At 38.8% G+C, this 20,334-nt stretch carries 32 protein-coding genes; 29 read left to right on the forward strand and 3 right to left on the reverse strand.

The window, feature by feature from the left end; translation table 11 throughout:
- The 27 genes from rplW to rplQ all read left to right on the forward strand — a co-directional run bounded on the left by rplW (position 1) and on the right by rplQ (position 13,749).
- The gene (rplW, locus tag PHEP_RS03030; RefSeq protein WP_012780778.1) at positions 1-291 is read left to right on the forward strand and encodes a 50S ribosomal protein L23; all 291 of its coding nucleotides are present in this window, start codon (positions 1-3) and stop codon (positions 289-291) included.
- A gap of 24 nt (positions 292-315) precedes the next feature.
- Positions 316-1,140, forward strand: a complete 825-nt coding sequence (gene rplB / locus PHEP_RS03035) for a 50S ribosomal protein L2 (RefSeq protein WP_012780779.1) — start codon at positions 316-318, stop codon at positions 1,138-1,140.
- Positions 1,140-1,406, forward strand: coding sequence for a 30S ribosomal protein S19 (gene rpsS / locus PHEP_RS03040; protein WP_008244581.1), 267 nt, complete (start codon positions 1,140-1,142; stop codon positions 1,404-1,406). The genes rplB and rpsS overlap by 1 nt, the downstream gene beginning before the upstream one ends.
- Before the next feature lie 7 nt (positions 1,407-1,413).
- The gene (gene rplV, locus PHEP_RS03045) at positions 1,414-1,776 is read left to right on the forward strand and encodes a 50S ribosomal protein L22 (RefSeq protein WP_012780780.1); all 363 of its coding nucleotides are present in this window, start codon (positions 1,414-1,416) and stop codon (positions 1,774-1,776) included.
- A 5-nt stretch (positions 1,777-1,781) separates the two neighbouring features.
- On the forward strand, positions 1,782-2,639 hold the full coding sequence (rpsC, locus tag PHEP_RS03050) for a 30S ribosomal protein S3 (protein WP_012780781.1): 858 nt from the start codon (positions 1,782-1,784) through the stop codon (positions 2,637-2,639).
- A 38-nt stretch (positions 2,640-2,677) separates the two neighbouring features.
- Positions 2,678-3,100 carry a 50S ribosomal protein L16 gene (gene rplP, locus PHEP_RS03055; RefSeq protein WP_008244578.1) on the forward strand — a complete coding sequence of 141 codons (423 nt, stop codon included), beginning with the start codon at positions 2,678-2,680 and terminating at the stop codon, positions 3,098-3,100.
- Positions 3,101-3,172: 72 nt separating this feature from the next.
- On the forward strand, positions 3,173-3,382 hold the full coding sequence (gene rpmC / locus PHEP_RS03060) for a 50S ribosomal protein L29 (protein WP_012780782.1): 210 nt from the start codon (positions 3,173-3,175) through the stop codon (positions 3,380-3,382).
- 13 nt (positions 3,383-3,395) lie between these two features.
- Entirely contained in the window at positions 3,396-3,650 is a 255-nt protein-coding gene (gene rpsQ, locus PHEP_RS03065) for a 30S ribosomal protein S17 (RefSeq protein ID WP_012780783.1), read from the forward strand.
- A gap of 1 nt (position 3,651) precedes the next feature.
- Positions 3,652-4,020: a 50S ribosomal protein L14 gene (gene rplN / locus PHEP_RS03070; protein WP_008244575.1), complete on the forward strand. Its 369-nt coding sequence runs from the start codon at positions 3,652-3,654 to the stop codon at positions 4,018-4,020.
- Position 4,021: 1 nt separating this feature from the next.
- The gene (gene rplX, locus PHEP_RS03075; RefSeq protein ID WP_012780784.1) at positions 4,022-4,360 is read left to right on the forward strand and encodes a 50S ribosomal protein L24; all 339 of its coding nucleotides are present in this window, start codon (positions 4,022-4,024) and stop codon (positions 4,358-4,360) included.
- The gene (gene rplE / locus PHEP_RS03080) at positions 4,360-4,926 is read left to right on the forward strand and encodes a 50S ribosomal protein L5 (RefSeq protein ID WP_012780785.1); all 567 of its coding nucleotides are present in this window, start codon (positions 4,360-4,362) and stop codon (positions 4,924-4,926) included. The genes rplX and rplE overlap by 1 nt, the downstream gene beginning before the upstream one ends.
- Entirely contained in the window at positions 4,926-5,195 is a 270-nt protein-coding gene (gene rpsN / locus PHEP_RS03085; protein WP_012780786.1) for a 30S ribosomal protein S14, read from the forward strand. The genes rplE and rpsN overlap by 1 nt, the downstream gene beginning before the upstream one ends.
- A gap of 111 nt (positions 5,196-5,306) precedes the next feature.
- Complete coding sequence (gene rpsH, locus PHEP_RS03090; protein WP_012780787.1) at positions 5,307-5,705, forward strand: 30S ribosomal protein S8; 399 nt, start codon at positions 5,307-5,309, stop codon at positions 5,703-5,705.
- Positions 5,706-5,723: 18 nt separating this feature from the next.
- The gene (gene rplF, locus PHEP_RS03095) at positions 5,724-6,281 is read left to right on the forward strand and encodes a 50S ribosomal protein L6 (protein WP_012780788.1); all 558 of its coding nucleotides are present in this window, start codon (positions 5,724-5,726) and stop codon (positions 6,279-6,281) included.
- Between the two features lie 5 nt (positions 6,282-6,286).
- Positions 6,287-6,640 (forward strand): 50S ribosomal protein L18, encoded by a 354-nt coding sequence (gene rplR / locus PHEP_RS03100; protein WP_012780789.1) that lies wholly within the window; start codon positions 6,287-6,289, stop codon positions 6,638-6,640.
- A gap of 18 nt (positions 6,641-6,658) precedes the next feature.
- The gene (gene rpsE / locus PHEP_RS03105; protein ID WP_008244566.1) at positions 6,659-7,177 is read left to right on the forward strand and encodes a 30S ribosomal protein S5; all 519 of its coding nucleotides are present in this window, start codon (positions 6,659-6,661) and stop codon (positions 7,175-7,177) included.
- Positions 7,178-7,181: 4 nt separating this feature from the next.
- Positions 7,182-7,361: a 50S ribosomal protein L30 gene (gene rpmD, locus PHEP_RS03110; RefSeq protein WP_012780790.1), complete on the forward strand. Its 180-nt coding sequence runs from the start codon at positions 7,182-7,184 to the stop codon at positions 7,359-7,361.
- Between the two features lie 115 nt (positions 7,362-7,476).
- Positions 7,477-7,923 carry a 50S ribosomal protein L15 gene (gene rplO / locus PHEP_RS03115; protein ID WP_012780791.1) on the forward strand — a complete coding sequence of 149 codons (447 nt, stop codon included), beginning with the start codon at positions 7,477-7,479 and terminating at the stop codon, positions 7,921-7,923.
- Positions 7,924-7,926: 3 nt separating this feature from the next.
- A complete protein-coding gene (gene secY, locus PHEP_RS03120; protein WP_012780792.1) occupies positions 7,927-9,261 on the forward strand; it encodes a preprotein translocase subunit SecY in 1,335 nt (444 codons plus the stop codon).
- Positions 9,262-9,269: 8 nt separating this feature from the next.
- Positions 9,270-10,058 carry a type I methionyl aminopeptidase gene (map, locus tag PHEP_RS03125; RefSeq protein ID WP_012780793.1) on the forward strand — a complete coding sequence of 263 codons (789 nt, stop codon included), beginning with the start codon at positions 9,270-9,272 and terminating at the stop codon, positions 10,056-10,058.
- A gap of 67 nt (positions 10,059-10,125) precedes the next feature.
- Positions 10,126-10,344 (forward strand): translation initiation factor IF-1, encoded by a 219-nt coding sequence (gene infA / locus PHEP_RS03130; RefSeq protein ID WP_008244555.1) that lies wholly within the window; start codon positions 10,126-10,128, stop codon positions 10,342-10,344.
- Between the two features lies 1 nt (position 10,345).
- Positions 10,346-10,462 carry a type B 50S ribosomal protein L36 gene (gene ykgO / locus PHEP_RS21865; protein ID WP_008244551.1) on the forward strand — a complete coding sequence of 39 codons (117 nt, stop codon included), beginning with the start codon at positions 10,346-10,348 and terminating at the stop codon, positions 10,460-10,462.
- A gap of 112 nt (positions 10,463-10,574) precedes the next feature.
- Positions 10,575-10,952 (forward strand): 30S ribosomal protein S13, encoded by a 378-nt coding sequence (gene rpsM, locus PHEP_RS03135; RefSeq protein WP_012780794.1) that lies wholly within the window; start codon positions 10,575-10,577, stop codon positions 10,950-10,952.
- 21 nt (positions 10,953-10,973) lie between these two features.
- Positions 10,974-11,363, forward strand: coding sequence for a 30S ribosomal protein S11 (gene rpsK / locus PHEP_RS03140; protein ID WP_012780795.1), 390 nt, complete (start codon positions 10,974-10,976; stop codon positions 11,361-11,363).
- A 65-nt stretch (positions 11,364-11,428) separates the two neighbouring features.
- Positions 11,429-12,037 (forward strand): 30S ribosomal protein S4, encoded by a 609-nt coding sequence (gene rpsD / locus PHEP_RS03145; protein WP_012780796.1) that lies wholly within the window; start codon positions 11,429-11,431, stop codon positions 12,035-12,037.
- A 77-nt stretch (positions 12,038-12,114) separates the two neighbouring features.
- A complete protein-coding gene (locus PHEP_RS03150) occupies positions 12,115-13,107 on the forward strand; it encodes a DNA-directed RNA polymerase subunit alpha (RefSeq protein WP_012780797.1) in 993 nt (330 codons plus the stop codon).
- Positions 13,108-13,197: 90 nt separating this feature from the next.
- Complete coding sequence (gene rplQ, locus PHEP_RS03155; RefSeq protein ID WP_012780798.1) at positions 13,198-13,749, forward strand: 50S ribosomal protein L17; 552 nt, start codon at positions 13,198-13,200, stop codon at positions 13,747-13,749.
- A 59-nt stretch (positions 13,750-13,808) separates the two neighbouring features.
- Here rplQ and PHEP_RS03160 read toward each other — a convergent pair whose 3' ends face one another.
- Entirely contained in the window at positions 13,809-14,363 is a 555-nt protein-coding gene (locus PHEP_RS03160; protein WP_012780799.1) for a 2'-5' RNA ligase family protein, read from the reverse strand.
- A 57-nt stretch (positions 14,364-14,420) separates the two neighbouring features.
- On the opposite strand from PHEP_RS03160, the gene PHEP_RS03165 reads away from it, so the two are divergent.
- On the forward strand, positions 14,421-15,635 hold the full coding sequence (locus PHEP_RS03165) for a class I SAM-dependent methyltransferase (RefSeq protein WP_012780800.1): 1,215 nt from the start codon (positions 14,421-14,423) through the stop codon (positions 15,633-15,635).
- A 165-nt stretch (positions 15,636-15,800) separates the two neighbouring features.
- Complete coding sequence (dnaK, locus tag PHEP_RS03170) at positions 15,801-17,720, forward strand: molecular chaperone DnaK (protein ID WP_012780801.1); 1,920 nt, start codon at positions 15,801-15,803, stop codon at positions 17,718-17,720.
- A 71-nt stretch (positions 17,721-17,791) separates the two neighbouring features.
- Here dnaK and PHEP_RS03175 read toward each other — a convergent pair whose 3' ends face one another.
- Together PHEP_RS03175 and PHEP_RS03180 are read right to left on the reverse strand one after the other, a co-directional pair.
- Positions 17,792-18,694: a nucleotidyltransferase family protein gene (locus PHEP_RS03175; protein ID WP_012780802.1), complete on the reverse strand. Its 903-nt coding sequence runs from the start codon at positions 18,692-18,694 to the stop codon at positions 17,792-17,794.
- A 98-nt stretch (positions 18,695-18,792) separates the two neighbouring features.
- Complete coding sequence (locus PHEP_RS03180) at positions 18,793-20,334, reverse strand: helicase HerA-like domain-containing protein (protein WP_012780803.1); 1,542 nt, start codon at positions 20,332-20,334, stop codon at positions 18,793-18,795.

Here is a 20,334-nt window from a genome sequence, read left to right on the forward strand (position 1 = left end):
ATGGAATTTTTAAAGAAACCAATATTAACAGAGAAAGCTTCTGCATTAACAGAAAAGTCTAACCGCTTTACTTTTAAAGTAGAACACAAAGCAAATAAATTGCAGATTAAGCAAGCCATAGAGAAAATGTACGGCGTAAACATTTTAGCCATTAATACAATGGTTGTAAATGGTAAAGTTAAGTCCAGAAATACTAAAGGTGGATTAGTTACGGGACGTAGCCCGAAATACAAGAAAGCGATTGTAACCCTGGCAGCAGGAGAAACGATTGATTATTACTCGAATATTTAATAAGAATTGAATTATTTATAAACTATGGGCTTAAGAAAATTTAAACCAGTCACTCCGGGAACCCGCTTTAGAGTAGGTGCCAGTTTTACGGAGATTACAGCAACCAAGCCCGAAAAATCATTGGTTGTATCTTCTAAGAAATCGGGAGGACGTAACAATACAGGAAAGATGACTATGCGCTATATGGGTGGTGGTCACAAGAAATCTTATCGTTTAATTGATTTTAAACGTGAGAAATTTGATATTCCTGCAACAGTAGCTACTGTTGAGTACGATCCAAACCGTACCGCTCGTATTGCATTGTTACATTATGCAGACGGTGAGAAGCGTTATATTATTGCACCGGAAGGTTTGCAAGTTGGGCAAAAGGTAGTGTCGGGTGATACTGCAACTCCAGAAGTAGGAAATACATTGAAATTGAGCAATATTCCTTTGGGTTCTATTGTACACAACGTGGAGATTCATCCTGGTCGTGGCGCTCAGTTGGCACGCAGTGCCGGTGCTTATGCACAATTGGCTGCCCGTGACGGTAAATATGCTACATTAAAAATGCCTTCAGGTGAAGTAAGGTCAATCTTAGTTACTTGTTTGGCAACGATAGGAGCTGTTTCCAATTCAGATCATGCAAATGAAGTATTAGGTAAAGCTGGTCGTAACCGTTGGTTAGGCCGTCGTCCGAGGACACGTCCGGTAGCAATGAACCCGGTAGATCACCCTATGGGTGGTGGTGAGGGTCGCTCATCAGGAGGTCAGCCCCGGTCAAGGAACGGTGTTTATTCGAAAGGATTTAAAACCCGTCAACTTAAAAAATACTCAAATCGTTTCATCATAGAGAAAAGGAAGAAATAATGGCTCGTTCGATTAAAAAAGGACCTTATATTGACCATAACGTAGAGAAGAAAGTAGTCTCTATGAATGATTCAGGCAAGAAGTCTGTAATTAAAACTTGGTCTCGCAGATCAATGATCTCACCAGATTTTGTGGGTCATACATTTGCAGTACACAACGGTAACAAATTTATACCGGTATACGTAACAGAAAACATGGTTGGTCATAAGCTGGGAGAGTTTGCTCCAACCAGAACATTTAGGGGTCACTCTGAAAAGAAAAAATAATTAAGAGATGGAAGCAGTAGCGAAATTAAACAATTGTCCAACCTCACCACGTAAAATGCGTTTGGTTGTAGATCTTATCAGAGGTGAGCGTGTTGAGAAAGCTTTACATATTTTAAAGTTTACCAATAAAGATGCAGCAATAAGGGTTGAGAAACTATTATTATCGGCTATCAAAAACTGGGAAACTAAAAATGAAGGTTCTCGCCCTGAAGAAAACCAGTTATACGTGAAAACGATAATGGTAGGCGGTGGTCGTCAGTTAAAAAGATTAAGACCAGCACCTCAAGGACGTGGTTACAGAATACGTAAGCGTTCAAACCACGTAACTTTGATAGTAGATAGTAAAAACGTTGAAACTCAAACTAATTAACAGAAATGGGACAAAAAGCACATCCAATAGGTAACAGGTTAGGAATCATCAAGGGTTGGGATTCTAACTGGTTCGGTGGCAACAACTATGCTGATAAATTAGTTGAGGACGAAAAAATAAGAAAATACCTTTCTGCACGTATCGCAAAAGGCGGTGTAGCTAAAGTGGTAATCGAGCGTACGTTAAAACGTATCACTGTAACGATCCACACAGCTCGTCCGGGTATTGTGATTGGTAAAGCAGGACAGGAAGTTGACAAGATCAAAGAAGAGTTGAAAAAATTGACTAAAAAGGAAATTCAGATCAACATATTTGAGATTAAGCGTCCTGAACTTGATGCACAATTAGTAGCAGAAGGTGTTGCAAAACAATTAGAAGCAAGGATCTCATTCCGTAGAGCAATGAAATCTACTATCGCATCAACTATGCGTATGGGTGCTGAAGGTATCAAAATTATGACTTCTGGTCGTTTAGGTGGTGCTGAGATGGCTCGTAGTGAACAGTATAAAGAAGGAAGAATTCCTTTGCATACTTTCCGTGCAGATATTGACTATGCGCTGGCAGAAGCTTTAACTACTTATGGAAAAATAGGTGTTAAAGTATGGATCTGTAAAGGTGAAGTTTACGGTAAACGTGACCTTTCTCCAAACATCGGTGCAACGAGCAATGCTCCTGGCAAAGGTGGCAGACCAGAAGGTGCTTTCGGTGGTGGAAGAGACAGGGATAACCGTGGCGGTGGCGACAGAAGAAACGATAACCGCGGTGGTGGTAATCGTGGCGGAAGAGGCCCTGGTCAAGGTGGTCCGGGTGCAGGAAGAGATAATAGAGGTGGAAATTCTCAAAACAGAGGTCCTCGTAAATAATTAGTTAACAGATCGTTTAACGATAATATTAGAATAAAATGTTACAGCCAAAAAGAACGAAGTTCAGAAAGATGCAAAAGGGCAGAATGAAAGGTTTAGCAACTCGTGGTGCTGAATTGTCATTCGGATCTTTCGGGATCAAATCTCTAGAGTCGACCTGGATCACCAGTCGCCAGATAGAGGCAGCCCGTATCGCGGTAACTCGTTTCATGAAACGTGAAGGTCAGGTATGGATTAGGATATTCCCGGACAAACCGGTAACTAAGAAACCTGCTGAGGTACGTATGGGTAAAGGTAAAGGTGCGCCTGAGTATTGGGTAGCTGTTGTTAGACCCGGACGTATTATTTTTGAAGCTGAAGGTGTGCCTTTGGAAATTGCCAAAGAAGCCATGCGTTTAGCCGCACAGAAATTACCGATCCAAACAAAATTTGTAGTACGTAGAGATTACGTAGAAGCATAATAAGGGATGGGTTGAATGTTGTAAGTAACTTGTTATTATAACCGCTGGACCCACAATATAAAAATTAATAAAATGAAGAACTCAGAAATTACAGGGCTTTCACAAGAAGAGCTAGTAGCCAGGATTGCAGAAGAGACAGAAAACTTAGTAAAGTTAAAGTTTGCGCATACAATTTCGGCTATAGAGAACCCAAGCCGCATTAGCAAGGTTAGGAGAAATATTGCCCGATTAAATACTGAAGTGACTAAGCGTAAAGCTCAGTCTGCTACTGAAACTAAATAACTTTAGAGTCGAAATGGAAAGACAATTAAGAAAAACAAGAACCGGGTTGGTGGTAAGCAACAAGATGGAAAAATCTATTGTTGTAGCGGTAGAACGTAAAGTGAAACACCCGATCTATGGTAAGTTTGTTAAGAAAACTACCAAATTTATGGCTCATGACGAGAAAAACGATTGCGGTATTGGTGATACAGTACTGATCATGGAGACTCGTCCGCTGAGTAAAAACAAGAACTGGAGATTAGTGCAAATTTTAGAAAGGGCTAAATAACATGGTACAACAGGAATCAAGATTAAACGTAGCCGACAATAGCGGCGCAAAAGAAGTATTGGTTATCCGTGTACTTGGTGGTACTGGAAAGCGTTATGCTTCTATTGGTGACAAGATCGTTGTTACCGTTAAGAGTGCTTTGCCTTCCGGAAACATCAAGAAAGGAACAGTTTCTAAAGCAGTTGTAGTAAGAACAAAGAAAGAGATCAGACGTAAAGATGGTTCTTATATCCGTTTCGACGACAATGCAGCAGTATTATTAAATGCACAAGATGAGCCGCGCGGTACACGTATTTTTGGCCCGGTAGCAAGAGAACTGCGTGAAAAACAATTCATGAAAATTGTATCATTAGCACCGGAGGTATTATAAAATGAAAAATAAAGTAACTACACCAAAAATAAAAATCCGTAAAGGTGATTTAGTAAAGGTTATAGCCGGAGATTCAAAAGGTCAGCAAGGCACTGTGCTTTCAGTATTAATTTCTAAAAGCAGAATACTTGTAGAAGGTGTTAACCTTGTATCAAAACATACAAAACCAAATGCTGCTACCCCTAATGGTGGTATCATTAAGAAAGAGGCTGCTCTTCATATTTCTAACGTGGCGTTAATTGACCCTAAGACAGGAGCAACTACACGCGTTGGCAGAAAGCTTAATGCTGATGGGAAATTAGTTAGGGTATCTAAAAAATCAGGAGAGGAGATCAAATAATGGCTTACGTACCAAGATTAAAAAGTAAATATAAAGAGGAAATTGTAACTGCACTTAAAGATAAGTTCAATTACAAAAGCGTTATGCAGGTTCCTAAGTTAGAGAAGATTGCTATCAACCAGGGGGTTGGTCGTTTCTCTGTAACTGACAAAAAGATTATGGACAGCTCTATTTTAGAGATGACCACGATCTCAGGTCAGCAAGCAGTTGGCGCAAAATCTAAAAAAGATATCTCAAACTTTAAATTGCGTAAAGGTATGCCGGTTGGTGTACGTGTAACTTTACGTGATAACAACATGTATGAGTTCTTAGATCGTTTAATTTCTGTAGCTTTGCCACGTATCCGTGACTTCAAAGGTATCAACGATAAAGGTTTCGATGGAAAAGGAAATTACACTTTAGGTGTAACTGAGCAGATCATCTTCCCTGAGATCAACATAGATAAGATCAGCAAGATTTTAGGTATGGACATTACTTTTGTAACCACTGCGACTACAGATGTTGAGGCATTGGAACTTTTAAAACAATTTGGGTTACCATTTAAAAATCAAAAAACAGAGCAATAATGGCAAAAGAAGGTGTAAAAGCTCGCGAAATTAAGCGCCAGAAGCTGGTTGCTAAGTATGCAGAGAAACGTGCAGAACTTAAAGCTGCCGGAGACTATGAAGGATTAGACAAGTTACCAAAAAACTCATCGGCTGTACGTTTGCACAACCGTTGTAAATTAACTGGCCGTCCTCGTGGTTACATGCGTACTTTCGGTATATCAAGGGTATTGTTCCGTGATATGGCTTTGGCAGGTAAAATACCTGGGGTAAGAAAAGCAAGCTGGTAAACAGCTGATGTGTTTAAGGTTCAATTCCTTAAACTGCAAATAAAAGAATTAACCGATGGCAGGTCGTTCCGAATAGGTCGGAAAGGAAACCACTATCACAATTATATAAAAATGAATACAGATCCAATAGCAGATTATCTTACAAGAGTAAGAAATGCCATAAAGGCAAATCACAGAATTGTAGAGATTCCTGCATCAAACCTTAAAAAGGAAATTACTAAAGTACTTTTTGACAAAGGTTACATTGCTAACTACAAATTTGAGGATACTACAACTCAAGGCACTATTAAAATTGCATTGAAGTACAATGCGATCACTAAAATCCCGGCGATCCGTACGTTAACACGTATTAGCAAACCAGGTTTAAGGCAATATGCCGGTGTGGATAATATGCCAAGAGTATTAAATGGTTTAGGTATTGCAATTTTATCTACATCTAAGGGTGTTATGACCGATAAAGAGGCTGCTAAACTAAACATTGGTGGCGAAGTTTTGTGTCACGTTTATTAATTAAAGGAGGATAGCAAAATGTCAAGAGTAGGAAAAGCCCCAATTAATGTACCTGCAGGTGTAACGATTACCGTTTCTAAAGATAACGTAGTAACTGTTAAAGGCCCTAAGGGAGAATTAACTCAAGCAGTAGATTCAGATATCACTGTAAGTCAGGAAGATGGCGTGTTAACAGTACAACGTCCGTCAGAGCAAAAAAGACACAAAGCATTACATGGTTTATACCGTGCTTTGATCAATAATATGGTTGTTGGTGTAACAGAAGGTTATAAAATTCAACAGGAATTAGTAGGTGTGGGTTACCGCGCTACAAACCAGGGAAATACACTGGATCTTGTTTTAGGTTATTCTCACCATTATGTTTTCCAGTTGCCGGAAGAGATTAAGGTGACCACAACCTCAGAAAAAGGTCAGACACCTAAAATCATTTTAGAAAGTATTGACAAACAATTGATAGGACAGGTAGCAGCGAAGATCCGTTCGTTACGTGCACCGGAACCATATAAAGGTAAAGGTATCAAGTTTGTAGGCGAAGTGTTAAGAAGAAAAGCAGGTAAATCAGCTTCTAAAAAATAATCATCATGGCAGGGAAAAAATTATCTCGTAGAGATCGTATAAAAAAAGGCATCAGAAAAAGATTAACAGGTTCTGAAAGCCGTCCACGTTTATCGGTTTATAGAAGCAATAAAGGGATTTATGCTCAAATTATTAACGATGTAACCGGTAGCACAATTGTATCAGCTTCATCTTTATCTAAAGATTTTTCAGGTACAGGCAATAAATCTGAGCAATCAGTTGCCGTAGGTAAATTAGTAGCTGAAAAAGCTATCGCAGCAGGTATTAAACAAGTTGTTTTCGATAGAAATGGCTATTTATACCATGGTCGCGTTAAATCGCTGGCAGATGGTGCCCGCGAAGCTGGTTTAGAATTTTAATCTGAAAATTAGATAAGAATGTCAACTATCAATATAAAAAGAGTTAAGACTAGCGAGATCGAATTAAAAGATCGTTTAGTTAGCATACAACGCGTAGCCAAAGTAACCAAAGGTGGTCGTACTTTCAGCTTCTCAGCAATCGTAGTTGTTGGAGATGAGAACGGAATCGTTGGATACGGATTGGGTAAAGCAAAAGAGGTAACAGAAGCAATTGCAAAAGGCATTGATGATGCTAAAAAGAACCTGGTAAAAGTTCCTTTGTTGAATGGTACTGTTCCTCACGAGCAAATCGGTAAATTTTCTGGAGGTTTTGTATTGATCAAACCTGCAGCTGTAGGTACCGGAGTTATTGCTGGTGGTGCGATGCGTGCTGTATTGGAGAGTGCTGGAGTACATAACGTACTGGCAAAATCAAAAGGTTCATCAAATCCTCACAACGTGGTAAAAGCAACTGTAGATGCTTTAACTAAAATGCGTGATGCTTACACTGTTGCACAACAGCGTGGTGTTGATTTAAATAAAGTTTTTAACGGATAATATTATGGCTAAGATCAAAATAACCCAGGTAAAAAGCATTATCGACAGAAGTGAGCGCCAGAAAAGAACAATGCAAGCTTTAGGTTTAACTAAAATGAACCAAAGTGTAGAAGTTGAGGCAACTGATGCCATTATTGGAATGGTAAGAAAAGTGAATCACTTAATCGCGATAGAGCGCATATAAATTATTTTAAAGGTTGTAAATGTAGTTAATATAATTACATTTGCAACCTTTGTATATTGTTTAACCGTTGACCCTGATTAGTGAAAGCGAAGGGCAACACAATAAGTTTCAAGAAATGAACTTAAGTAATTTAAAACCTGCAGCAGGTTCTGTTAAAAATAGTAAGAGAATTGGTCGTGGTACCGGTTCTGGTCGTGGCGGTACTTCCACCCGTGGTCATAAAGGGGCCGGATCACGTTCAGGACATTCAACCAAGGTTGGATTTGAAGGCGGTCAGATGCCATTACAGCGTCGTGTGCCTAAAGTAGGTTTCAAACCTATTAACCGTGTTGAATACGTAGGTGTAAATTTAGATGTGTTACAAGGATTGGCTGAGAAGTTTAACTTAACAAGCATAGATTTTGCTGCCTTACAACAACATGGTTTAGCATCTAAAAACGATCTGGTTAAGATTTTAGGTCGCGGTGAAGTTAAATCTAAGATAGAAGTTAAAGCACATGCTTTTTCTGCAACTGCACAAAAAGCTATTGAGGCTGTTGGAGGCTCAATCGAAAAATTGTAATTAATGAAGAAGCTGTTTACTACTTTAAGTAATATTTGGAAAATTCAAGAATTGAAAGAGCGTATTATTTTTACGCTCATGATTCTTTTAGTTTATAGGTTTGTATCTCATGTGGTATTACCAGGTGTAGATGCAACACTTTTAGGCGATAATACGAAGTCTGGCATTTTAGGTCTGTTGGATATGTTTGCGGGAGGATCATTTTCCCGGGTATCTATCCTGGCCTTGGGTGTTATGCCTTATATTTCTGCCTCTATTGTAGTTCAGCTATTAGGTATTGCGGTTCCTTCTTTTCAGAAGATGCAAAAGGAAGGTGAGAGCGGAAGAAAGAAACTCAATCAGATTACCCGTTATTTAACCGTAGCCATTACAGCTGTTCAGGCTGTGGGTTATGTTAAAACACAGGTTCCAGCTGAGGCTATCATTATAGACCACACCTTATTTTTTGTGCTTGCAACATTTGTTTTATCTGCAGGTACATTATTTGTAATGTGGTTAGGTGAGAAAATCACTGACAAAGGTATTGGTAATGGTATATCACTGATCATTATGGTTGGTATTATTGCCCGTTTGCCTATTGCGCTGCAACAGGAGATCAGTTCAAGGTTTGTAGGTGACGGGGGCTTAATTGCCCTGGTTGTTGAGATTGTTGCGCTTTTTGCTGTTGTAATGTTTACGATCATGATTGTACAGGGCGTTCGTAAAGTGCCTGTACAATATGCAAAAAGGATTGTAGGCAACAGACAGTTTGGTGGGGTTAGGCAGTATATACCTTTAAAAGTAAATGCTGCTGGTGTGATGCCGATCATTTTTGCCCAGGCATTAATGTTTATTCCCGCAACTTTGACAGGATTTTTTCCATCCTTGCAGAATACCTGGCTGATTCAGTTTAGTGATTATACTTCTTTGGCCTATAGTTTAACGTTTGCATTTTTAATTATTGCATTTACATTTTTCTATACTGCGATTACAGTTAATCCTACTCAGATGTCTGATGACATGAAAAAGAATGGTGGGTTTATACCGGGCATAAAACCGGGTTTATCTACTTCATCATTTATTGATGATGTGATTTCCAAGATCACCTTTCCAGGAGCAGTTTTCCTGGCGATCATTGCAATTCTTCCTTCTATTGCAGTTAAATTTGGGATTAAATCTGAGTTTGCACATTTTTATGGAGGAACGTCTTTGCTGATTCTGGTAGGGGTTGTTCTAGATACCTTACAACAGATTGAGAGTTATTTATTAATGCGTCATTACGATGGATTAATGAAAACAGGTAGGGTTACTGGTCGTACGGGAATTCCTGCAGCGAGTGGTAGCAATGCTGTGATTTAGTAAATACAATGTCTAAAATCTATTACAAATCTCCGGAAGAGATAGAGTTAATAAGAGAAAGTTCTTTGCTGGTATCAAAGACCTTAGCTGAAGTTGCTAAGGTCATTGGTCCGGGAGTAACAACAAAGAAGCTTAATGATCTGGCTGAGACATTTATAAAAGACCATGGTGCGATCCCTGCTTTTTTAAATTATAATGGATTTCCTTATTCTTTATGTATTTCACCAAATGAACAGGTTGTTCATGGATTTCCTGGGGATTATGTAATTCAGGAAGGAGATTTGATCTCTGTAGATTGTGGTGTGATCAAGAATGATTTTTTTGGGGATTCGGCATATACTTTTTCTATTGGAGAGATCGACAGCGAGCGTCAGAAACTTGTGGAAGTAACACAGGAATGTCTGAAACTGGCTATAGAAAAGGCTGTGGTTGGTTCGAGAATTGGTGATGTGGGATTTGCAGTACAAGCTTATGCAGAGGCAAATGGATTTGGAGTAGTGAGAGAATTGGTTGGTCATGGTGTTGGAGTTAAATTACACGAAAAACCCGAGGTGCCTAATTATGGCAAAAGGGGAAGTGGAATTAAACTGGAAGAGGGAATGGTGATTGCGATAGAGCCGATGATCAATGCAGGTACGGCAGGGGTTAAATTTTGGTCTGATGGATGGACTGTAACCAGTAAGGACAATAAGCCATCGGCACATTTTGAGCATACTGTTGCGGTTAAAAAGGGGAATGCAGATGTTTTATCAACCTTTTCATTCATTGAAGAAGTTTTAAAGAAAAAAAGTAAATAATTAAATTTTTTTATTTAATTTTGCATCCCTGTTGAACAACAGCTAATTAAGTAAAAATCAATATTATATGGCTAAACAAGCCTCAATTGAACAAGACGGTGTAATAAGGGAAGCATTATCGAATGCCATGTTCCGTGTAGAACTGGAAAATGGTCATGAGATTATTGCTCATATCTCTGGAAAAATGAGGATGCATTATATCAAAATTTTACCGGGGGACAAAGTCAAATTAGAGATGTCGCCTTACGATTTATCAAAGGGCAGGATTACTTATAGATACAAATAAAATGAAAGTTAGGTCATCAATTAAAAAACGTAGTGCGGATTGCAAGGTTATTCGTCGTAAAGGTAAACTTTACGTAATCAACAAGAAGAACCCTAAATTTAAGCAACGTCAAGGTTAATTAAATTTTAGATTTTAGATTTACGAATTAAGATTACGTAATTGGGTTGCACAGCTTCCTGATCGTGAATCGTAAATCAAAAGATCGTAAATCAAAATCGCTAAATACAAATATGGCAAGGATATCAGGTATAGATTTACCAAGAAACAAAAGAGGTGAGATCGGGTTAACCTACATCTTCGGAGTAGGAAGAGCAACTGCGCAACGTATATTAACGGAGGCAGGTATCGATTTTAACAAAAAAGTACAAGATTGGTCTGATGATGAGTTATCGGCAATTCGTACCATTATTAACGACGGAGTAAAAGTTGAAGGTGCTTTACGTTCAGAAGTTCAGTTGAACATTAAGCGTTTAATGGATATCGGTTGTTACCGTGGTTTACGTCACAGAAAAGGTTTGCCGGTACGTGGTCAGCGCACTAAGAACAACTCTCGTACACGTAAAGGCAAGAGAAAAACAGTTGCAAACAAGAAAAAAGCTACTAAATAAAATTAGTACTGAATAATAATTATGGCTAAGAGTAAAAAAGTTACCAAAAAGCGTATTGTTGTTATTGAGCCTGTTGGTCAGGCACACATCAATGCTACTTTTAACAATATCATTGTTACCTTAACAAATAACAATGGTCAAACTATTTCATGGTCTTCTGCAGGTAAAATGGGCTTTAAAGGTTCTAAAAAGAACACGCCTTATGCAGCAGGTCAGGCTGCATCTGATTGCGGTAAAGTAGCATTTGATCTGGGGCTGCGTAAAGTAGATGTTTTTGTTAAAGGTCCGGGTTCTGGTCGTGAGTCTGCAATTAGAACATTGCAGGTTTCAGGTATAGAAGTAACCTCTATCAAAGATATTACCCCGCTTCCACACAATGGATGTCGTCCTCCTAAGAAGAGAAGAGTTTAATTTATTAATTTTTAAAGCTAAGAGTCTGCAGCGTAAGGTTGCATGATACTTTAAAACAAAAAACAATGGCAAGATATACAGGACCAAAGTCCAAAATCGCCCGTAAGTTCAGAGAGCCAATTTTTGGCCCTGATAAAGTACTAGACAGAAAAAATTATCCTCCTGGGCAGCACGGTGCTTCAAAAAGAAGAGGAAAACAGTCAGAGTATGCTGTACAGTTAATGGAGAAACAGAAGGTTAAATATACTTATGGTGTATTAGAGCGTCAGTTCCGTAACTTATTTACCAAAGCGTCTTCACGTGGTGGTATTACAGGTGATAACTTATTACAATTATTAGAAGCTCGTTTAGATAACACAGTTTACAGATTAGGTATTGCTACAACACGTTCAGCTGCCCGTCAGTTAGTTAGCCATAAACACGTAACAGTTAACGGTGAAGTAGTAAATATTCCATCTTATCAATTGAAAGCTGGTGATGTTATCGCAGTGCGTCAAAAGTCAAAAACTTTAGAAGCTATTACCAATTCAGTAGCAGGCAGAGTAATCAATAAATTCAATTGGTTAGACTGGAATGCAAGTGAATTATCAGGTAAGTTTTTAGCTTATCCTAATCGCGACGAGATACCAGAAAATATCAAAGAAAATCTTATAGTAGAGTTATACTCTAAGTAATATATTTAGTTAACTGTTACAAAGCAGTTAACTTTTTTACGTTACATAATTTTAATAACGATCTAAAAACATTATAAATGGCAATTTTAGCATTTCAGAAACCCGATAAAGTAATCATGCAGAAATCAACTGATTTCGATGGTACATTTGAGTTCCGTCCTTTAGAGCCCGGTTTCGGTGTAACAATTGGTAATGCCTTGAGAAGAATATTGCTTTCTTCTTTAGAAGGTTATGCCATTACAAGTATTCGTTTTTCAGGGGTATCTCATGAGTTTTCTACCATAAAAGGCGTTGTAGAAGATTTAACAGAAATCATTCTTAATTTAAAACAAGTGCGTTTTAAAAAATCAGGAGATGCCGGTGACTCAGAGAAAGTTTTTATTTTAGTTAATGGACAGGAGCAGTTTGTTGCTGGCGACATTACTAAATTCTCTAATAACTTCGAGGTGCTTAACCCTGATTTCGTTATTTGTAACATGGAGAAATCTGTTACTTTAGAAGTGGAATTGACCATTAATAAAGGACGTGGTTATGTACCTGCAGAAGAGAATAAAATAAATGATGCTGTTGTTGGTGTGATCGCAATCGATTCGATTTTCACGCCAATGAAAAATGTAAAGTACACTATAGAAAACTATCGTGTTGAACAGAAAACAGATTATGAAAAATTAATATTGGATATCTCTACAGATGGCTCAATCCATCCGGAAGAAGCATTAAAGGAAGCTGCGAAAATCTTAATCCAGCATTTTATGCTTTTCTCTGATGAGAATTTGGTATTGGAGTCTCAGGCGAAAGAAGAAACGAAAGAGGTTGATGAGGAAATCTTGCACATGCGTAAGATCTTAAAAACTGAATTGGTTGATTTAGATCTTTCAGTACGTGCATTGAACTGCTTAAAGGCAGCTGATATCCGTACGCTTGCTGATCTGGTTTCTTATGATGTGGCTGATATGTTGAAATTCAGAAACTTCGGTAAAAAATCCTTAACTGAGATCCAGGAACTTGTTAAATCTAAAAGTTTATCGTTTGGTATGAACTTGTCTAAGTTTAAACTGGACGAAGAATAATAGGTATAAAAAATAAATAACATATTGTTAATAGTGTATAATTCCCTCAGATAAAATCAAAGAGACGGTATACACTGAATAAATTAAAAAATGAGACACGGTAAAAAAGTAAATCACTTAGGAAGAACAGATTCACATCGTAAAGCGATGCTGGCTAACATGGCTTCATCGTTAATTAAACACAAGAGAATCTCTACTACACTGGCAAAAGCTAAAGCTTTACGTATGTATGTTGAGCCGATCATTACAAAATCTAAAAATGATACTACACATTCACGTCGTATTGTATTTGGTTATTTGCAAGATAAAGAAACTGTTACTGAATTGTTCCGTGATATTGCTGCAAAAGTAGCTAACCGTCCGGGTGGTTATACCAGAATCATTAAATTAAACAACCGTTTGGGAGATAATGCTGAGATGGCATTGATCGAACTGGTTGATTACAATGAGGTTTATGGTAAAGAAGCAGAATCTGCTGAGAAGAAAACAACCCGTCGTGGCAGAAGCAAAGCTAAAAAAACTGATGCACCTGCTGTTAAAGCAGAAAAAGCAGAAGTTGTAGCTGAAGAGGCACCTGTAAAAGAAGAAGTGGCTCCGGAAGCGCCTGCAGCTGAAGAAAAAACGGAAGATAAAGGCGAATAATTATTCTTTTATTCCTGATAAAGAAAACCCTGACCAGAATTTGGTCAGGGTTTTTTGTTTTATAGGTTCATTTTATATTGTTCTTCCTGTGGTCTGGATTCAAATTCTCTGAACAGGTTCCACTTCTTTCCGTCATGCTTTAACAGTGCAAATTTACTGACCGTAAAATGAGCGTTAAAACGGCGTTTGCTGTAGGCTTCCATGATCTGTTCGTAAATGATTGGTTCAACGTCTCTATAAGCAATAGTGATGTGTGGCTTGATTGAGCCAGGGTCTTTCTCCAGATATATTTTTAGGTGTTTCCTGAGTATTTTATGTAAGGCTGTAATCCCAGGATTTTTTAAGGCGTTGATGAACACGACTCTGGGTGAGAACCCGGCATAGTCCTTAAGTTCTTGTTCGAATGGCTGGAAATTTCTGCACTGTTCAAGGCTCGAGATTAATTTGTGTTCAAGCACCGGCGCTAAGTTGAACGGAGGGATCAATGTAATGTGTACGGGCGGCTTAAGTGCACTATAAACCCTATAATCCATTGCGCATTGTTTCCTGATTTCATCGATAGCGTTACTGATTGAGCTTGGTGGAAGAATGGCGATGAAAAAAAGGGATTGCATAAAGCGAATTTACTATTCCTTTTCTAAAAGGCTATCTTTGTGGGGTAATCAATTTTCATGTCCAATCAAGTCTATTTACAGCAATTTAAAGATCAGCTTTCGGAAAGCATCACTGCCGGCGTATTTGTCAAAATTTCAATGGGTAATTACCAGGGGAATGAAAAAGAATTGAAGAATATCTATGTGCGGCTGGTTGAAATTAAAAGAACAGCTATGCTTTCGTTTACTTATCGGTATAAAACCCGGGATATCATCAAAAATTTTCCGATAACAGAAGGGATCACGTTAATGGGCAATTTTATAAGTAATGACTTTAGAATAGCGACTTTATTTACTACTGAAAAAGAAGTGATCCTTGAACATGGTAAGAAACAACTGATCGCTTTAAGGGAAAAAAAAGTGAAAACTGCAGTACAACCCACATTGGCTCATAATAAAGAAAAGAAACGCATTATTGTACCAGCCGGAAAGACTTATTTACAAGAACTGAGGATTAGTGACGCGGACGGGAATGTATTTAAAAATGCCCAGGATAAATATCGTCAGATCAATCAGTACATAGAGATCCTGAGTTCTCTCATGAGAGAGTTACCTGGAGAGGTAAATAATGTGGTAGACATGGGCTCGGGTAAAGGATATCTGACCTTTGCTTTATATGATTATCTGCATCATGTGCTAAACCAAAATGCTAAAATAACAGGGCTGGAATACAGGGAAGATCTGGTTGCTTTGTGTAACAGAATCGCGGAAAGTTCGGGATTTGATAAACTTGATTTTGTTCAGGGAACGATAGCAGATTATGCGCTTGAATCCATCGACTTATTGATCGCCCTTCATGCCTGCGATACAGCAACAGATGATGCGATATACAAAGGAATCCTGGCGAATGCAGGGCTGATTGTTGTGGCGCCATGCTGCCATAAGCAGATCAGAAGGGAAATGGAAAAGAACAAATCGAAAAATGAAATTTCATTTTTAACAAAATATGGTATTTTCATGGAACGTCAGGCAGAGATGGTAACAGATGGGATCAGGGCTTTAATTATGGAATACTTTGGTTATAAAACCAAGGTATTTGAATTTATCTCTGATGCGCATACGCCTAAGAACGTGTTGGTAGTAGGAGTCAAGACCTCGGGTTCAGATACCTTTGCTAAAGATGGGGACGCCAGGAAAGCAGAGATCAAACAAAAGATCCTGGAATCGAAAGCTTATTTTGGTATTGGCTATCATCATTTGGAACGATTATTTGGCCTCGATAAATTGTATTAAAGACTGATTTCTGTCATACTGTCACATTTTTGTAACAGCTTTCGGCCATAAATTTCTTTAATTATTCTTTGTAAGTAATATTTTCTGCCAAAAACCAATTGGCACATTGCTTGTTAAACAGATACTAAATAATAAGATTTCATAACATAAACAGAGATAAATAGCATGTCAAAAATTATTGGTATAGACTTAGGAACAACAAACTCTTGCGTAGCCGTAATGGAAGGTAACGAACCTGTAGTTATAGCCAACAGTGAGGGTAAACGTACTACGCCATCCATTGTTGCATTTGCAGAGAATGGTGAGCGTAAGGTAGGTGAGCCGGCTAAACGTCAGGCCATCACTAACCCAACAAAAACAATTTATTCAATTAAGCGCTTTATGGGCAGCAGCTTTGCTGAAGTTTCAAAAGAAGCTGGCCGTGTACCTTATAAAGTTGTAAAGGGCGACAACAATACACCTCGTGTAGAGATTGACGACCGTAAATATACGCCGCAGGAAATTTCCGCCATGATCTTGCAAAAAATGAAGAAGACTGCGGAAGACTTTTTAGGCCAGGAAGTGACTGAAGCTGTAATTACGGTTCCTGCTTATTTCAATGATGCGCAACGCCAGGCAACAAAAGAAGCAGGTGAGATTGCGGGCTTAACTGTAAAACGTATCATCAATGAGCCTACAGCTGCTGCTTTGGCCTACGGTTTGGACAAAGCACATAAGGACATGAAAATTGTTGTGTTTGACTGCGGTGGCGGTACACATGACGTTTCAGTACTTGAATTGGGTGATGGTGTATTTGAAGTTAAATCTACCGATGGTGATACGCACTTAGGTGGTGATGACTTTGACCATATCATTATCGAATGGTTGGCTGAAGAATTTAAAAATGAGAACGGTATGGACCTGCACCAGGATCCAATGGCTTTACAGCGTTTGAAAGAAGCAGCTGAAAAAGCAAAGATTGAACTCTCAAGTACTACTTCAACCGAAATCAATCTGCCTTATATTACTGCTGATGCTACAGGACCTAAACACCTGGTAAGAACACTAAGCCGCGCTAAATTTGAGCAATTGGCCGGAGATCTGATCAAACGTACAATTGATCCTTGTAAGTCTGCATTAAAAAATGCTGGTTTAAAAACAAGTGATATTGATGAGATTATTCTTGTGGGTGGTTCTACACGTATTCCTGCTATCCAGGATGCGGTTAAAGCATTCTTTGGCAAAGAACCATCAAAAGGTGTAAACCCTGATGAGGTTGTGGCTATTGGTGCTGCAATTCAGGGTGGTGTTTTGACCGGAGAGGTTAAAGATGTATTGTTATTAGATGTTACCCCACTTTCATTAGGTATTGAAACCATGGGTGGTGTAATGACTAAATTAATTGAGGCCAACACCACTATCCCGTCTAAAAAAGCAGAAACTTTTTCTACTGCTGCTGATAACCAGCCATCTGTAGAGATACATATTTTACAGGGTGAGCGTCCTATGGCTGCTCAGAACCGTACAATTGGCCGTTTCATCTTAGACGGTATTCCGCCGGCTCCACGTGGAGTTCCTCAGGTAGAAGTCGCGTTTGATATTGATGCCAATGGTATTTTACACGTAAGTGCAAAAGACAAAGCCACTGGTAAAGAGCAGAAAATCCGTATAGAGGCCTCCTCCGGTTTGACTGATGAAGAAATCAAGAGAATGAAGGAAGAAGCTGAAAAGAATGCTGATGCAGACAAAGCTGCGAAAGAAGAAGCTGAAAAAATCAATAGTGCTGATGCTTTAATCTTCTCTACAGAGAAACAATTAAAAGAATTTGGCGATAAACTTTCTGCTGATAAAAAAGCACCTATTGAGGATGGTTTGAAAAAACTTAAAGATGCGCATGCAGCAAGAAACTTTGCTGATATTGATGCTGCTCAGGAAGCTTTACAGAATGCATGGAATGCTGCTTCTGAAGAGATGTACAAAGCTGGTCAGGATGCTGGACAACCAGAGGCTGGTGCTGAAGCACATGCTGATGGACAACAAGCAGCCGATGGCGGTGATAACGTTACAGATGTAGATTTTGAAGAAGTGAAAGACGATAAAAAGTAATTGTTAATCCTATATAAAACAAAAGGCCCTGATCATTATGATCAGGGCCTTTTGTTTTATATCATCAGGTATTAATTATTCCAAAGATTTTCAGGATATGTACCGTCTTTTACCAGCTGGTCTATACTGTTTTGCACAAAGGGCTTGTCTTCTTTGTAGGTTACACCAAACCATTGGTTGTCTGTTGGGATCACTTTAAAGCTGGCCGTGTTGGTTTTAACCAGGTTTTCTCCAATTAAGGGAATAAAGAATTCTGCTTTTGGCTTGTCTTTATTTTCTAAAGCAAATACTTTAAATAAATCCTCAGTCAGTTTAAAAACAGCAGGTGTAAATCCCCAAAAGTTCATAGAAACAGGGGTATTGAATTCTAAAGGATATTCTACCCCATTTTCTTCATATACGATACCATCGCCTTTTTTATAAACCTGGGTGCGTTCAGTGATTTCTTCCAGATAACCTGCAGCATTGGTTTTACAAACACCACGGGAAACTGATCCGAAGTCTGATAAGGTTTTTCCGATCTGATAACCTACAATAGAATAATTGCTGTCTGTAGCCTCATTATTTAAGAAATCTACCATTTTTTTGAAAGCATCAAAGCCATAATAATCATCTGCATTGATTACGCAAAATGGTTCTTTGATTACTTTTCTCGCAGAAAGAATGGCATGTGCCGTTCCCCATGGCTTTTCACGGTAAATTTCTTCTTCGATACCAAACTGCTTTAAATCGAAATTTTGGAAAACGTAGTCGGTTTCAATTTTTCCTGTTAGTTTTGGTTCAAAAATCGCCTTAAAATTATCTACAAATTCTTCTTTAATAATGAATACTACTTTGCCAAAGCCGGCTTTTATTGCATCATAAATAGAATAGTCGATAATGGTTTCGCCATTTGGACCAAAGCCATCAATTTGTTTCATACTGCCATAGCGGCTGGCCATACCGGCTGCTAATATTAATAAAGTAGGTTTCATTCAATAAAAATAGTAATTAGGTTAATATTCAATGTAGTAAGGTAATATTTTATGTGCGCTAAAATACATTTTTTGATTTAGTAAAGGTAGCTTTTTATTTAAAATCCAAACATACCTTTACCTCCGCTTCTTGGTTTTTTACCAGTAAGCATACCAAATATACCACGCACAATTTCTTTCCCTATCTGTCGGGTTATGGTAGCGCCCATTACTTTCTCTATGATACTTTTTTCGTCTTTTGCAGGTGTTTGTATTTCTTCAGTTTCATCCTGTACTGCCAATCTATCATTTATTCTTTTGGTAAGTATTTCGTAAGCACTTTCCGGGTCAATCGTTTCCTGATATTTTGCTGTCATGGCACTCGACCGGATAAGGTCGTTATATGCTGCTGCTGTTAACGGCCCCATAATTGCCCTTGGCGGAGTAAGCATGGTTGCTACCACTTCTGTAGGGATACCTTTTTCGTTTAATACTGTGATGAGTGCCTGCCCTGTTCCCAGAGCAGTTAATATTTCATCGATCTTATAAAAGTCTGATCTGGGATAAGTATTGACTGTTTTTTTCAATGCATCTGCATCATTTGGGGTAAACACTCTTAAGGCATGCTGTATGCGGTTCCCTAGCTGAGACAATACGCTTTCTGGTACATCTGTGGGTGCCTGGGTACAAAAGAAGACACCTATGCCTTTAGATCGGATTAATCTTATAATGGTTTCAATCTGCTCTAAAAATGCTTTGGAAGAGTTTTTGAACAGCAGGTGCGCCTCGTCAAAAAAGAAGACCAGTTTGGGTTTATCAAGGTCGCCTGCTTCAGGCATACTATAGAATATTTCTGCCAGCAGGCTCAATAAAAAAGTAGAATACAATACTGGCTGATTCTGTACATCAGAAATATTTAGCAGACTGATGGTTCCCTTACCATCAATTTTTTCAAAAAGATCTTCAATGTCAAAGGAACGTTCGCCAAACATAGCAGCGAGCCCCTGTTGTTCTATGGCTACAATCTTTCTTAAGATGGTGCCTGAAGTAGCCGAGGATATTTTTCCATATGTACCTTTGATCTCTTCGGCACCTTCTCCTTCCGATAAATAAGAAACCAGTTTTTTGAGGTCATTGAGATCTATAACGGGCATTTTATTGTCATCTGCATATTTGAAGATCACTGCCAGAACCCCTGTTTGCGTATCATTCAGGTCCAGGATTTTTGCCAGCAAAGTGGGGCCGAATTCCAGCACGGTTGCACGCATCTGTGCGCCAAGCTTACCAGATAAGGAATATAGCTCAAGTGGAAAGCCAGCAGGGGAGAATGGCTTATTGAGTTGCTGTGCCCTTTCTTCAATTTTAGGATTGATCGGCCCGGGTTGATTTAATCCTGAAAGATCACCCTTTACGTCCAGCATAAATACAGGGACACCAGCATCCGATAACTGTTCGGCCAGTAGCTGTAATGTCCGGGTTTTTCCGGTACCGGTTGCACCGGCAACCAGACCATGTCTGTTCATCATCTGCAGCGACAAGTTTACTTCAGCTTCGGCCAATACCTCGCCATTTAATATGCCGGCACCCAGGTAAATATAAGATCCTGTGGGTTGATAAGCGGCTTTAACCTTTTCTGTAAAATTTGCTGACTGATTGCTCAT

Origin of the sequence: Pedobacter heparinus DSM 2366 (assembly GCF_000023825.1) — a bacterium.
Classification (GTDB): Bacteria; Bacteroidota; Bacteroidia; order Sphingobacteriales; family Sphingobacteriaceae; genus Pedobacter; species Pedobacter heparinus.